General features: G+C 41.0%; 13 protein-coding genes. 8 read left to right on the top strand and 5 right to left on the bottom strand.

What is annotated here, in order from left to right; genetic code table 11:
* Positions 1-297: 297 nt before the first annotated feature.
* A complete protein-coding gene (locus ACE1AQ_RS07730; RefSeq protein ID WP_110543706.1) occupies positions 298-2,943 on the top strand; it encodes an efflux RND transporter permease subunit in 2,646 nt (881 codons plus the stop codon).
* A 361-nt stretch (positions 2,944-3,304) separates the two neighbouring features.
* Here the strand turns inward: ACE1AQ_RS07730 and ACE1AQ_RS07735 are convergent, their stop codons facing one another.
* From ACE1AQ_RS07735 to ACE1AQ_RS07755, 5 genes are all read right to left on the bottom strand, one after another.
* On the bottom strand, positions 3,305-4,729 hold the full coding sequence (locus tag ACE1AQ_RS07735; protein WP_008196853.1) for an FAD-binding domain-containing protein: 1,425 nt from the start codon (positions 4,727-4,729) through the stop codon (positions 3,305-3,307).
* A 140-nt stretch (positions 4,730-4,869) separates the two neighbouring features.
* Positions 4,870-5,562, bottom strand: a complete 693-nt coding sequence (locus ACE1AQ_RS07740) for a Uma2 family endonuclease (protein WP_172456620.1) — start codon at positions 5,560-5,562, stop codon at positions 4,870-4,872.
* Between the two features lie 130 nt (positions 5,563-5,692).
* Positions 5,693-6,388, bottom strand: a complete 696-nt coding sequence (locus ACE1AQ_RS07745) for a chromosome partitioning protein ParB (RefSeq protein ID WP_110543704.1) — start codon at positions 6,386-6,388, stop codon at positions 5,693-5,695.
* Entirely contained in the window at positions 6,389-7,738 is a 1,350-nt protein-coding gene (locus ACE1AQ_RS07750; RefSeq protein ID WP_008196863.1) for an AAA family ATPase, read from the bottom strand. It abuts the gene before it with no gap.
* Positions 7,739-7,984: 246 nt separating this feature from the next.
* Complete coding sequence (locus ACE1AQ_RS07755) at positions 7,985-8,926, bottom strand: serine hydrolase (protein ID WP_110543702.1); 942 nt, start codon at positions 8,924-8,926, stop codon at positions 7,985-7,987.
* A 110-nt stretch (positions 8,927-9,036) separates the two neighbouring features.
* Between ACE1AQ_RS07755 and ACE1AQ_RS07760 the strand changes: the two genes are divergently transcribed.
* The 7 genes from ACE1AQ_RS07760 (at position 9,037) to ACE1AQ_RS07790 (ending at position 14,184) form a co-directional block, all read left to right on the top strand.
* Positions 9,037-9,699 (top strand): 4'-phosphopantetheinyl transferase superfamily protein, encoded by a 663-nt coding sequence (locus ACE1AQ_RS07760; protein ID WP_008196866.1) that lies wholly within the window; start codon positions 9,037-9,039, stop codon positions 9,697-9,699.
* Positions 9,700-9,796: 97 nt separating this feature from the next.
* Complete coding sequence (locus ACE1AQ_RS07765; RefSeq protein ID WP_008196868.1) at positions 9,797-10,930, top strand: glycosyltransferase family 1 protein; 1,134 nt, start codon at positions 9,797-9,799, stop codon at positions 10,928-10,930.
* A 55-nt stretch (positions 10,931-10,985) separates the two neighbouring features.
* The gene (gene clpS, locus ACE1AQ_RS07770) at positions 10,986-11,279 is read left to right on the top strand and encodes an ATP-dependent Clp protease adapter ClpS (RefSeq protein WP_008196870.1); all 294 of its coding nucleotides are present in this window, start codon (positions 10,986-10,988) and stop codon (positions 11,277-11,279) included.
* Between the two features lie 2 nt (positions 11,280-11,281).
* A complete protein-coding gene (locus ACE1AQ_RS07775; RefSeq protein WP_002732155.1) occupies positions 11,282-11,566 on the top strand; it encodes a DUF2103 domain-containing protein in 285 nt (94 codons plus the stop codon).
* A 5-nt stretch (positions 11,567-11,571) separates the two neighbouring features.
* On the top strand, positions 11,572-13,518 hold the full coding sequence (locus ACE1AQ_RS07780; RefSeq protein WP_110543699.1) for a pentapeptide repeat-containing protein: 1,947 nt from the start codon (positions 11,572-11,574) through the stop codon (positions 13,516-13,518).
* 75 nt (positions 13,519-13,593) lie between these two features.
* Positions 13,594-13,833 carry a hypothetical protein gene (locus ACE1AQ_RS07785; protein ID WP_106909497.1) on the top strand — a complete coding sequence of 80 codons (240 nt, stop codon included), beginning with the start codon at positions 13,594-13,596 and terminating at the stop codon, positions 13,831-13,833.
* A 96-nt stretch (positions 13,834-13,929) separates the two neighbouring features.
* Entirely contained in the window at positions 13,930-14,184 is a 255-nt protein-coding gene (locus ACE1AQ_RS07790; RefSeq protein ID WP_002782656.1) for a hypothetical protein, read from the top strand.
* Positions 14,185-14,402 lie beyond the last annotated feature (218 nt).

Consider the following 14,402-nt stretch of genomic DNA (forward strand, 5'->3'; position numbering starts at 1 on the left):
AGTTATCAGTTATCAGTTATCAGTTATCAGTTATCAGTTATCAGTTATCAGTTATCAGTTATCAGTTATCAGTTATCAGTTATCAGTTATCAGTTATCAGTTATCAGTTATCAGTTATCAGTTATCAGTTATCAGTGAGAAGGGGATAGGAAAATGGGGGAATAGGGTAATGGGGAGATAGAGTAATTTCCACTAAAACCCTAAAACCCTAAAACCCTAAAACCCTACACCCCACACCCCACACCCCACACCCCACACCCCACTCCCCACTCCCCACTTATGAGAGATGATCAAAAGATGAAAGAATCATGGCGAGAACGTCTGAATATCTCTCGAATAGCGATTAATGCGCCGAGGTTAACCATTGCTTTCTGGTTAGCGGTGGCCGTGGCGGGAATTTTGGCTTTTAGTTCCCTAAAATACGCTCTTTTCCCCGATATCAGCTTTCCAGTCGTAATAATTAACGCTCAAGCGGATTTAGCTACTGCTATCACCACGGAACAGCAATTAACTAAACCCCTAGAAAATCCCCTTTTCTCTCTCCCCGGTTGTCGCGATGTTTCCTCGACTACTGGCCCCGGACAGTCAGTAATCAGCATTTTCTTTAAAATTGGCACAAATTTAGACAAAGCCACCGCAGCAGTTAAACAGACTATCTCGCAAGTCCCTTTACCCCCTCAAGCTACTACGGAAGTTATCCCCGTTGATTTAAATGAGTCGGCAACAGTTACATATACGCTGGTGAGTGAGCAGAAAACCCTAGAAGAATTAAGCCAAATCGCCCAAGATAATTTAATTCCGCCCTTAAAAGCTCTCCCTGGTACGGCTAAAGTTAATTTACTCGGTCAAGGTACAGTTAGAGAAGATAATCCCCATAAAAGCTTAACCCGACCATTGCCCACGCTGGTGCGCTTTAACGGCCAAGAGGCGATCGCAGTGCAGGTAATCAAAAAAGGTGCAGCCAATAGTCTCGATCTGGCCGCTCAAGCAGAAAAACTGGTTAAAGACATAGCACAAAAACTGCCCGATGTCAAGATAATTTTAGCTGAAACCCAAGCGGAATATATTCGCGCTGCCCTACAAGGCACGATCGATGATTTACTTTTGGCAGTTTTGCTGTCAGTGCTGGTTATATTGATATTTTTAGGCAGTTTCGCGGCTACGGTCATTTCTGCTCTGGTTATCCCCCTATCTCTTTTGGGGACTTTCATTATCATGGCCATCTATGGGTTTAATCTGGAAACCCTGACGCTGCTGGCTCTCGCTTTGGTGATTGGCATTGTCGTGGATGATGCGATCGTTGATGTGGAGAATATTTCCCGTTTAATCGATGCGGGGGAAACCCCGAAAAATGCGGCACTCAAGGGGACAAGGGAGATCGGATTAGCTGTCACCGCCTCCACCTTAACCATTGTTGCCGTGTTTATACCCGTCGCTTTTATGGGGGGTGCGGTGGGGCAGTTTTTCCAACCCTTCGGTGTAACTGTCTCGGCTGCGGTGATTTTTTCTCTGTTGATCGCCAGAACTTTATCGCCAGTTTTGGCAGTATATTGGCTGAAACCGCAGGCACGGGCAAAAATGACGAAACAAAAGCGACCGATTGAGAACGCCTATCGACGGCTCTTAAACTGGTCATTACGTCATCGTTTGCTGGTCATTACTATTGCCCTAATTACCTTTTTGGCGGGTATTGCCCTGATTCCTTTTATTTCTAGGGGATTTATTCCCCGACTCGATCGCGGCGAGTTTAATCTAGTTTATACGTCTCCTTTGCCGAAAATAACGCAAATTAGCCCTAATAAACCGACGGCTAAGAGTTCTACTGATAGTTTCGCTTGGATTTCTCAGTTAGCGAGTTCTCCCGAAAGTTTTCTCCTGCGTCGCACTGTCCGGGATGGCAGCAAATTAGAAGCGCCGATTTTGGGGGATGGGGAAGTGGAATCGACTTTTCTGATCGCCGGTTTACGCGGTGAGCCGAATCGTGGCAAAATTCACGTTAAACTGAAGGGCGATCGTAAATCTCACACCAGCGCCGTGCAGCAACGGATTCGGCAAATTTTACCGACAATTAGAGGGGTGAATGTCAGTGTCGAGGACATTCCTTTTGTGCAGACGGAAGCGGAAAAGCCGATCCAAATTGCGATTAAAAGCGATAATTTGCCACTATTGCGCGATAGTGCCGAGAAATTGCGGGTTGAGGCCGCTAAAATCGCCGGTTTGAAGGATATTTCCCTATCATCTAGATTAAATGATCGGGGGGATTTTTTGGCGATCGAGCGTTTAAATGGTCAACAGGCGATTTTTCTCAGTGCTAATCTCAGTCCGGATTTAGGCTTAGAAGATGCGGCGATTAAAATTGAAGGGATTCCTTTACCGGAAGGGATAACTTTACAGCGTTGGGGTACTTCTTCTCAAAGTAGCGATGTTTTGGGCAGTTTTGGTCGCACTTTAATCCTAGCGACGATTTTAATGTTAGGAGTTTTATGGTTATTATTCAGAAGACTGCTAGAAACTATCGTCATCGCTTTATGTTTACCTTTAGCGATTGTGGGGGCAATGTTGGGGTTATTGATAACGGGTAGTGAGTTTAGTATGATTTCTCTGATCGGGTTTATCTTCCTCTTGGGATTACTCGATAAAAACGCTGTGTTATTGCTGGATTATACTAACCAATTGCGTCAACAGGGTTGGAGTCGGGAGGAAGCGGTGTTAGAAACGGGAATGATTAGGTTAAGACCGATTTTAATGACCACTTGTTCGACAATTTTAGGCATGATTCCGATCGCTTTGGGATTGGGTACTGGTGCGGAATTGCGGCAACCCATGGCGATGGTAATTGTGGGAGGTTTAGTCACTTCTTCCCTGTTGAGTTTAATTGTTGTGCCTGTGTTATATCTAAGTTTAGAGGATGTTTGGAACCGGATTAAAGCCGGTCAAAAGTAGCTAGTTTTACCGTCCCTTTAGTTAGGGTTGAGTGCATCCCACATTTGCAGAAATACCGAGAATCAGCAATTATCAGTGACTCTTAAATTAGTATAAAAATATGAACAATCGCGTGTAAGCATCCCACCGAAAAGCTAATGCGCGGGGGGTTTGGGGGCGGCGCCACGCCCCCAACGGGGGGTTTGGGGGGTAGAACCCCCCAAAAGCTTGGATTGAGTAATAAAACCGAAAGTAACCCCCAATTTTAGGAGAAAGTTTCCCCTGAAAAATCCCAAATTAGTAGATTTACAAAAATGAGATGCACCCTTATGGTTACCCTGTCACCCTGTCCCCACTAAAAACTTTTTGCCACAAACCCTAGTTATTGTTTTGGCTTCTGATTGCTATAGAGTCGTTTGAACTCTTTTTGTTGTTGATTATGATCGACAATTGGCTCAGGATAACCACAACGATGTCTTTCTAAACGGGGGATTTTCCCAGTTACTAGATATTCCGTATCTACGGAGGCTAATTCCGGCAACCACTGACGAATATATTCCCCTTCCAGATCGAATTTTTGTGTCTGACTAGCGGGATTAAAAATTCTTAAAGGTTTCGGATCCATGCCACTAGACGCACTCCACTGCCAACCACCATTATTAGCGGCTAAATCGCCATCAAAAAGTTTCTGCATGAAGTATTTTTCGCCTTTTTGCCAGTTAATAATTAAATCTTTGGTTAAAAAACTCGCCACGATCATGCGACAACGATTGTGCATCCATCCCGTTTCATTTAATTGTCGCATGGCCGCGTCAACGATCGGATAGCCGGTTTTTCCCTGGCACCAAGCTTGAAAATGTTCTTCGTTATCCTGCCAAGGAAAATGACGAAATTCTTTTCTATAAGCACCGACCGCCAATTCTGGGAAAAAATAGAGACAATGCTGGTAAAATTCCCGCCAAGCTAACTCTTGCTGCCAAGTGATAATACTATTTTTTGCTTCCTCTGCCCGGCAATTTTCTAATAATTCTAGGGTTGCCGTCCAAATTGTGCGGATGCCAATCGCCCCAAATTTTAAAGCGGCACTCAAGCGCGAGGTCCCATCGAAAGCGGGGAAGTTACGATCTTCTTGATAATTGTTAATAACCCCTTGACAAAATTCTTCTAATCTGCTAGTAGCGGCTTTTTCTCCGGGGGTGAGGGGTAAGGGATTTTGCCAAGTAAAACCTAAATTTTCTAGGGTTGGTAAGTTAATAGTTTCTGCGAGTTTCTCCCCCTCATTTTCGTCTAATCCTTGCAGGTTTTCTAGGGTTTTGGGGCTGGCTTTGGCTAATTGGCTCCAATTTTTCCAAAAAGGAGTATATACGGTGTAGGGACTTTTTGAGAGGGTGAGGACTTGTCCGGGGGCGTGGAGAAGTTGATCCCAGAAAGTTTCTACTTCAATTCCTTTTGTTTGTAAAGCGGCGATTACCTGTTGATCCCGTTGACGCGCGTAGGGTTCGATATCGAGGTTAAAAAAAACTGCTTTTGCCGATAAATTGCTGGCTAAATTGACCAGTGTTTGACTGGGGTTGCCGCGAATAATCAGTAATTGACTACCTTTTTGGCGATAATTTTTTTCTAATTCCTCTAGACAACCGAGGAGATAGGCAACCCTAGCCGGGGCGATATCATCCCCTTCTAAAATAGCAGGATCGAGGCAGAAAACCCCGATAATTTTCGGACTGCGCTCCCTAGCTTTACTCAGTCCAATATTATCCGAGAGACGTAAATCGCGACGATGCCAGAAAAGGATTAGATTTGACATAAAGTAAGGTGATGAGAAGATTATCAGGGGCGAGATTATTGGGGTAAAACGGGGGTACAGTTAAGAACAAATTCAAGTCAAAAATACTCTTTCTGTAATTATAGGACAGTGGATCAAGAATAATTATCTAATTTTACAATCTAGCTGTGATTGGCAGTTAATTTATTGACAAAATCTCGATGTTCTGCTGTTTCTAACCCCCGCTGCAAAATCACTAAAACTTTTCCTAAGTCGCCCATTAATAAAGCGTTTTTATCTAGCCATAAACCGGGGAAGATTTGAGAGCGCATTATGCCATCACTATCGGGTTCTAGTTTAATATATTCTCCTGCCTGTAGTCGAAACCAATCAATTTCTTGTTCATAAAACCTCCAGACTAGATATTCTTGGACTTGATTGCGACGGTAAACATTTAATTTTTGATGAACATCGTAGGAAGCACTAGAAGCGGCAATTTCGACAATTAATTCCGGCGCGCCTTCTACATAATCATCTTGACTAATTGTTGATTGTCCTCCCTTGTCAATTCTTAATAGGGCATCCGGTTGGGGTTCGTTATCAATATCTAATCTCACGGTGGCATTATCACCCAATCTAACACCTGGAGTCGCCGCTTTATAGAGAGCTAACCATCCGATAATATTAGCATGAGGCTCGGCGTGACTTTCAAATCTGAGGGGAGATGCCATATAAACAATTCCTTCAATTAATTCCGCTTTTTTGAGATGGGGCATCTCTTGATAACGTCGTTCAAATTCCCATCGAGTTAATTTATCGCCGTTTTCTAGGGGAGGAATTGTTAAAGAAGCAGCTATTACTGGGGTAGTTGTCATAAGTTTTCTCTTTTCACCCGTCTTCTAGTTAATCTTTGCCCGCTATCGGATCAGCAATTTCTCCTGATATTCCATTATTATAACACCCATCGGTAGGGTGTGTTAAAGTAGCTCAACACACCCACAAAAATCAATTAGAAATTAACAAATAATCTATAAGCTTAATTAATCTTTTCTCTTTAACTCCTGACACCGGGCGATTTAGGACATCTTCCAAAGAATCAAAGGGCTTTTCTGAACGTTTTTTCAGAAAGTCATTAACAGATGCAGGTGGAATTCCCACTTTTTTAAGTTGATTAGCATCACAGCTATTCAAAAGCTCTAAAATCGACTTAGAAGGAGGAGAAGGAGGAGAAGGAGGAGAAATAATAATTTTTTCTTCCAGTCTTTTGATTTCTTTTTGGTACTCCTCTCGGATTGCTTGTAACTGGGTTTCTAATCGTTTTTCAAGATTACTCATCCTCAATTCTAGAGGATTATCTGTTTTTTCAGGCGTGGTAATTAACCTAGGAGAAGGAGATAATAACTGGATTTGCTGTAAAGCGATATTCTCCGCTTCTTTATCAACTACAAAAGCGTTAATCATCTCGATGTCAGGAACTTTCTGATTAGCGATGACAGAAGCATAATATTCTAAATCTCCACTGATAATATTATAACGTTCATCAACTTTTTTATTATCAGCTTTTTTGAGAATAACAGGGCGAATAAGTCCACCCATTTCAATAATAAGATTGGCTAAATTTTCTAATTCAGTTTCAGAGAAGGTTTCTCTGGGAACAGAAGGATTAATATCAGTAATATCGACTCGTAAAAATTTACACATTTATTTAACTCCTATTTTCGCTAAAACTTCGATTGCTAAGGCTTCAAATTCTGATGCTGATACTCCCGCATCGCTTTTATGTTCAGCATAATCAATTATAGATTGGGGAGCAGGAATTTCTAAATCTCCCACGGTAACGTATTGATTTATACAGCGAGATAAAGGCATTCTTTCCGAGATAGTTGATTCCATCAAGGGTAAATTATATTTGTCTGGAATCACTTGTTTTTGTTTGGGAAAATTAAATCTTAAGTATTGAGCATGGGTGGAAATTTTGGAAGGTAAAACGCCTAAAATTTGTAGGGTTGGTTTACCCAAATCTCCACGACTTTCATTGATTTCTTCTTGAACAAAGTTTTTAACGCTATCTAATCCTTGATTAGAAAATGGTTTAAGATCTGAAGGAATTATCAGATAATCAGCTGCAATTAAAGCAATGCGTGCATATAAATCAAGTGCGGGAGGTGCATCAATAATTACAATATCATATTGATCCTTTACTTTCTCTAATTTTCTGGCCAATCTAGCAAATACCGCCGCATTATCTTTAATTTTAGCTTGGTTAGCAATTAAAGATATGTGAGAGGGAATAACATCAATTTCTGGATGATTGAATCCTTGAGACTTTCTGACAATATTCTCAATAAAAATGCGGTTACTGTTATCTAGTAAATGAAAGACATTTTTATCTTTTAAATCATCGTCATCATCGAATTGAAACTTAATTAAACCAACGGCAAAGGTACTATTAGCTTGAGCATCAATATCAATCAATAATACTCGCTTGCCTTTTTTACTCAAGGCTGCCGCTAGATTGGTAGCGACGGTGGTTTTACCAACACCACCTTTATGATGATAAATTGCGATGGTTTTCATGGGATTTTTGTTGTTGATTGTTGGAGAATTAAGCGGTGGAATACCCAGGGATAAAGTTTCGTAGCCAATCAGAGATTTTAACTGTTCTAAGTGAGAGGCAATTTCTAACCCAGAACATCTAAAAACTAAATAAATTTTATCGGGTTTTCTTCGATAAAGTTGAATCTCATCACCGTTGGTTAATAATCCCCACTGCACTTTAAAGTAGTTGAGATAATAGCCTAAACGGTGACGATGATTGATGAGCTTTTCTCTGGGGTTTTTAGCCTCGATAATTAGACAGTGAGAGGCAAAAAACTGCCTTTTATTGATAGGTTTTTGAGCGGAAACAAGGAAATCTAAGCGGACTTTACCGAAGCTAACTTGTTGATACCAATGTTCGGCATTGTAGCCTAGTTTGGGGAGTAAATACTGAACAATTAGTTTACTCTCCACTTCCCTTTCGTTATGACAATGGCGAGGATTGAAAGTCACATATTTGAGGAAATACTTAAAAATAACTTATTGTTAGTTTAAATGATGACAGCCCTTCCCGTCAAGGTAAAGCACAGAGTAAACTTAATCAAGTATTTCAGCTGCAAGAACAAACCCAATCTATCCCAGAAAAGCTGTATATTGAGATGCACATGAGTAAATTTACATATACATATCTATGGCAGTAGGATGTTTATCTAGCACTTTTGACAATGACAGAGAAAACCATCCTACCCACAGGTTAAATTAATGGAGCTGCATAATTTTCTCGGCTACTTTCTGGGAAATAAAAGGTAAAATTGAGCGATTTTGACTGTTATCTTTTCCCTCGGTAAATACCACCAAGAGATAGGGAGTATGATGGGGAATTTCAATATAGGCTGCATCGTGACGTACTTGACTTGTCCAACCAGCTTTTGACCAAATTTGACTATTTTCTGGTAATCCCTGTCCCAAAAATCCTAAAATTTGTGTCTCATCTCCTTGACTTGTCCAATCAGCAGGATTAAGACTTCGTTTTAGTAAAGACATCATCATCTGGGAACGTTGGGAAGAAACCGCAATCCCCCCGATAATAGTATGAATTAAACGCGCCACTGCATTGCTAGTTAACATATTGCGATTCTCCATTAATTCCCCTAAAAAAGCGCGTTCACGTCCATAGGGACCATCAGACCAAGTTTTTTGATTAACGTTAATTGTCGCTAATTCTGGCCAATTCAAGGATTGAAAATAACGATTAACTATGTTGCGTTGTTGCTTCCAAGTTTCAAAGGGACCGGCGGCAATTTCTGGACCGCTAGTGGTTCCTGTAACCAGATCTACAACTAAACTGGTAGCATCATTACTAGAGTCAACAATCATGTCACGAATGGCGCGATTTAATTCCGTGCTTTCGGGAATCATTCCCCCCTCTAACCACTCATGAATTGCTACTAAATAAAATAATTTCACTAAACTGGCAGGATAGGTTCTTTCTTGTCCGCGATAACTAAATCCGCGGGGTGAATATTTCCAGAATTCTTCGTGAGAAATTGCTCCCCCCGTGTTGACGACAACGGGAGGATCATATACTATCCAAGTTAGGGCAATTTGTTCTTGAGCTAATTGGGGAAATGCTCGCCAAGTTGTTTCTAAAATATCTGTACCGAACTGTTGGAGATGGTCTTCAGTATGAAAAAAGTTCATAGGTGTGCTGCAAAGTCAAGAGTTAGAAGGTGGATAAATTCTTGAGTCGGCAATTCTCATTTTACGGTAAAATTTACCGATAATTAATTATTTGATCGCTTCTGAGTTTAATGTTTATATCTACCGATGAGGTTCATCTCTATTTTATCAGTCTCGATCCCTCTGGGGATAGACTAGAAAAACTGGCTTCTTTGCTCTCGGAAGATGAAATAATTAGAGCTAATCGTTACCATTTTCCCCAACACAAGCGGCGTTTTTTGGTGGCGAGGGGTTGTTTACGGGAGATTTTAGGGTCATATTTGGCGATAAGTCCCGAAAAAATCGAGTTTATCTACAGCGAACGGGGAAAACCGAGTATTAACTACCAATTGCAGTTTAATCTCTCCCATTCCGAGGAGATGGCCATCTGTGGCTTGACTTTAACCGCTCGCATCGGGGTAGATTTAGAGAAAATGCGCGAGGTGAAAGATTTAGATAGCTTGACAAAAAGGTTTTTTTGTGCTAGGGAACACGAGCTTGTTGAAAAGTCCGCAGAGAAGGAAAAGCTATTTTTTCAGTTATGGACGGCAAAAGAGGCTTATTTAAAGGCACTGGGAACGGGAATTAGCGGGGGACTCGATCGAGTGGAAGTGGGCCTCAATCCCTTAAAATTAGACAATGTGGCGGGGGAATGGCAATTATGGACAGCGGCAATCGGCGATAATTATCGAGCGACGGTGGTTATCGAAGGTAGCGATCGAGTGATTAAAACCTTTGGCCTTTCTGATCTATGATTAATTGGGGAGTTAATTGCCTTGAGAAATTCAGTAATTATTCCTAGCTATCTCAAAAAAAGCTTGTCCTTAATTATTACTTAACCTTGTTTTCTCTATGCGAATTGCTCTTTTTACAGAAACTTTCTTACCGAAAATCGATGGCATTGTCACCCGTCTTAAACATACCGTGGAACACCTACAAAGATTAGGTCATCAGGTATTAGTTTTCTCTCCCGATGGCGGTTTAAAGGAGTACAAAGGTGCTAAAATTCATGGAGTTACAGGGATTCCCTTACCCCTATATCCGGAATTAAAAATGGCTTTCCCCCGGCCTTCCGTCGGTCAAGCTTTAGAGAGGTTTAAACCTGATATTATTCATGTGGTTAACCCGGCTATTTTAGGGGTGGGAGGCATTTATTTTGCCAAAACTATGAACATTCCCCTCGTCGCTTCCTATCATACCCATCTCCCCCAATACCTACAACACTATGGATTAGGTTCCCTAGAAGGATTACTCTGGGAATTATTAAAACTGGCCCACAATCAAGCAAGTTTAAATCTCTGCACTTCCACCGCTATGGTGCAAGAATTATCTAGTCGTGGCATTGAAAAGGTCGAGCTTTGGCAAAGGGGAGTCGATACGGAATTATTTCAACCTCATTTAAAATCCCCGGCCATGAGACTGAAATTATCCCAAAATAACCCCGATAGTCCTCTCTTATTATACGTTGGTCGAGTGTCGGCCGAAAAAGAAATCGATCGCATTAAACCAGTCTTAGAAGCGATTCCCGAAGCAAGATTTGCCATTGTGGGAGATGGTCCCCATCGGGAAGCTTTAACAAGTCATTTTGCCGACACAAATACCCATTTTGTCGGTTATTTACAGGGGTTAGAATTAGCCTCCGCTTTTGCTTCCGCAGATGCTTTTCTTTTTCCCTCACGCACAGAAACCCTCGGTTTGGTACTCTTAGAATCCATGGCTGCCGGTTGTCCGGTAGTGGCAGCAAATTCGGGGGGAATTCCCGATATTGTCACCGATGGAGTTAATGGTCATCTCTTCGATCCTAGGGATGAAAAAGGTTTAATTAGTGCCACCCAAAGATTACTAACCGCCAAGGCAGAAAGAGAGGAATTACGACGGAATGCGCGTCTAGAAGCGGAAAAATGGGCATGGCAAGCGGCCACCAAACAGTTATTAAATTACTATCACCAAGTTTTGAATAATAATTCTGTGGCTTTTGCCGCTTAATTGTTGTCAAAATGCTCGAATTTAACCGCAAAAACTTTGACCTATTGTAACTTTTATGGCCAGCGCACCCAGTACCACCTTAGATAAGTCCACCCAAGGGGTGAAAAAGACTTATCCCAACTATAAAGTTATTGTTCTCAACGATGACTTTAACACCTTCGATCATGTGGCCAATTGTTTAATTAAATATATCCCGGATATGACCACCGATCAAGCTTGGGAATTAACTAATCAAGTTCACTACCAAGGACAGGCAATTGTCTGGACAGGTCCTCAAGAACAAGCGGAACTTTATCACCAACAATTGCGACGGGAAGGATTAACCATGGCTCCCCTAGAGGCCGCATAATTATGAATAATGGTCGCTTAGTTTGGAATCATTCTACTCATATACCGGGGTTGATTGCGGTATTAGAAAAGTTAATTACTTATCAGGGAATCACCACTGTCACCCCGGGGGTACTTTCTCGCTCAAAAGGTCATTGTCCGCGGTTACAATTGCGGATATCAGTGCCGATTCGTGGTGGTTTTAAGCTGATTGCGAGGACAGGAAAAAGTGTTCAGGAAGTCTTTGTTATCACCGATTTAAACCAAGAGGATTTAGAAATGGCTATCCAAGCTTGTTTAGGAAAATAACTGTCGTGGGTGCGTTGTTGAAAGGCTGCTGGTTACTAATCATTGTTTTTCTGTTTTTCTGTTTACATTCTCTCCCTAGTTTGGCAGTAATGGATAGGGTTCCTTTAACAGTAACTTTATTGCAGGAACGTTTAAGCGCACCCGTCCTTAAAGAAGGGATGACTACTATCGATTTAGCCAATTTAGTTATCGATATCCGCGATGAAAATAAGGAACTGCAAGAACAATTTTATCAACAGATTCAAGGTCAAATTAATCGCGCTAAACAACCCCTAGGTTTAGATTTTAGTAATTCCTTAATTCAAGGCAATTTTATCGCTTCCCGTCTGGGTTTACCGACTCCTTTAACAAAAGTGGCCCTTGCTACCTTGTTATCACCCACGGAAGAACAGTTATTACAACAGGACGAAAATTTTTTATTCGATAGCGATGAACCGGTTTTTAATGTCACAGTATTTCGTGGACCGGTGAAGTTGCAGGGAACGGTATTTATGGGAGAAGTGGACTTTTCTAAGACTTTTTTTCTGCAAATTGTCGAAGCAATGGCAGCAAAATTTAGTCGTGAAAGTAATTGGGTAGAATCGCGTTTTGCTAGGGTGGCAAAATTTACCAAAGCCAATTTTATGGGAGATGTAAATTTTAGTCAAAGTCAATTTTTAAATAAAGCCATCTTTCGCACGGCCCATTTTAAAAGTATTACTAACTTCCATCGCAGTCATTTTACTGCCGAAGCTTATTTTGATCAAACTAAATACGATAAACTCGCAGATTTTACCCGTACTTTCTGGGAAAAAGAGGCCAATTTTTCCCAAAGTCAATGGCGAGATCGTCCGCTATTTTCTAAGAGTAGATTTTTAAGTTTATTAACCTTTAGAAATGCCACTTTTGAAAAATCGGGCGCTTTCCGGTCTAGTTATTTTAATGGTGTGGTTAGTTTTCAAGATGTGAAACTTTTAGATCAGGTAGATTTTAGTAATTCCACTTTTACTAACAATAGTTATTTGAGTGTATCAGGATTAGCTTTTGATTCCGATAAAGCGAAAATCCTAGGAGATAGAGGAGTAATTGGTCAAGCAATTTATTTACCAACTTTAACAGGAAATGAGACAGTTTTAAGAAATTTGGTTCGTAATTTTCGCTCCCTAGAACAAATTGCCGATGCTAATCAAATTGAATACAAAACCGAAAAATTGCGATTACAACAGTTAAAACAAAAACTGAATAATATCTCAGTTATTCGCCTAATTAACCTCACTTGGGTAGCTGATTTTCTGCATACTTCTTTCCTTGCTTTACTATTACTCTTAAGTCAAGATGGTACAAATTTTAGTTTAGTTTTTGGGACAGGAATCATAATTTTTGCCTATTTTGGCTGTTTATTTTGGTTAATTGATCGCGTGCGTCGTCTCACTCCTAAACCAGTAATTCCTAGTCGTTATGAAATCTTTTGTATGGTAACTAGCTATATTATTCTCACCCTTTCTGGTGTGTTTAATATCCTGCAATCTGCCAGTCGTCCCCTACTAACTTTAACAGCTATTGCCCTAATTCTTGTCCCCTTACCCTTAATTTTAATTATCGAACTTTATCGTCGGGGACGCTATCACGATTTAATGGATAGTTCCTATTTTCTGCAAGATGGCAGTATGCGACAATTACGCTTATTAATCACCCGTTTACCCGTAGTTCCTGAATTTCCCCTCTTTCGCGATCGTTATACTCCCATTCCTTGGCAAAAGCGTTGGAATTGGTTAAATTATTACGATTTAAGTCTCAATAATTTGCTAAAATTAGGCTTTAATGATTGGCGAGTTCGCGATCGAGAATTACCCGCTATTATTTCTTTTTTAGTTTGGTATCAATGGGGTATCGGCATCTTTTATATTACTCTCCTTATCTGGACTCTCTCGCGCACGATTCCGGGGTTAAATCTCTTGATTTATTTAAAATAAACTGTAAAAATTTGAATACAGCAGTTATCTTTTCGTTTTGGGTAACAGAAATATGAGTGGAAAGAGGAAAAAACCATGAATGCCAAATTGATTGAATCTCTCGTCCAAATTATCCAATACCTTTCTGAAGAAGAAAGATTGCTCTTAGAAAAGAAATTAGCTGCCCATGAAACTCAAACAAATTTTGATAACCTATCCCAAGCTTTAGCAGAATTGCGACAAATTTGTGCTGAAGAAAACTATACTATAGAAGTTCCTACTCGCCAAGATCGTTCTAATCCATTTGCAAAAAGCTTAAATGACATTCCTGTGTGATACTAACATTATCAGCGAGTTAGCACGTCCCCAACCTAAGATTTTTCTGCTAAAATTATCTACACAACAGTACACAAGCGGGAAAAGCAATAGTCTATGCTAGAAAAAATCGGAATGGGAGAATTCCGGGATCATCTCGCCAAATATTTGAGTTCTACTACTCCCATCGCCGTCACTTGCCAGGGTCAGACGGTGGGTTATTTCTTACCGGCACGACCGGAGCCATCGGAAGCGGAGATCGACGGGTTAAAACGCGCCGCCGAGAGGTTGGATGCGCTTTTACGCGAACAGGGACTTTCTGAAGATGCGCTCGTTCGCGAATTCCGTCAACTCCGCGAAGGTGAGCGTTAGGCTTTCTGCCATGACGAAAAGAATCGTTCTGGATGCCAATATTCTCATCCGTGCCGTGTTGGGGAAAAAGGTACGGGAGTTGACATCCTCGCCGCCCTAAAAGTGCGGCGATTCCTAAACCTCACGATTTAAGTTTCTGCTTCCACCACCGTCGCATACCACAGTTAAAAAACCATGTACTGTCTTACACAGAGTCCACAGACTTTCGCCCCATTTCA

The sequence above is a fragment of the Microcystis sp. BLCC-F209 genome, from assembly GCF_041928595.1.
In the GTDB taxonomy this organism is placed as follows: Bacteria; Cyanobacteriota; Cyanobacteriia; order Cyanobacteriales; family Microcystaceae; genus Microcystis.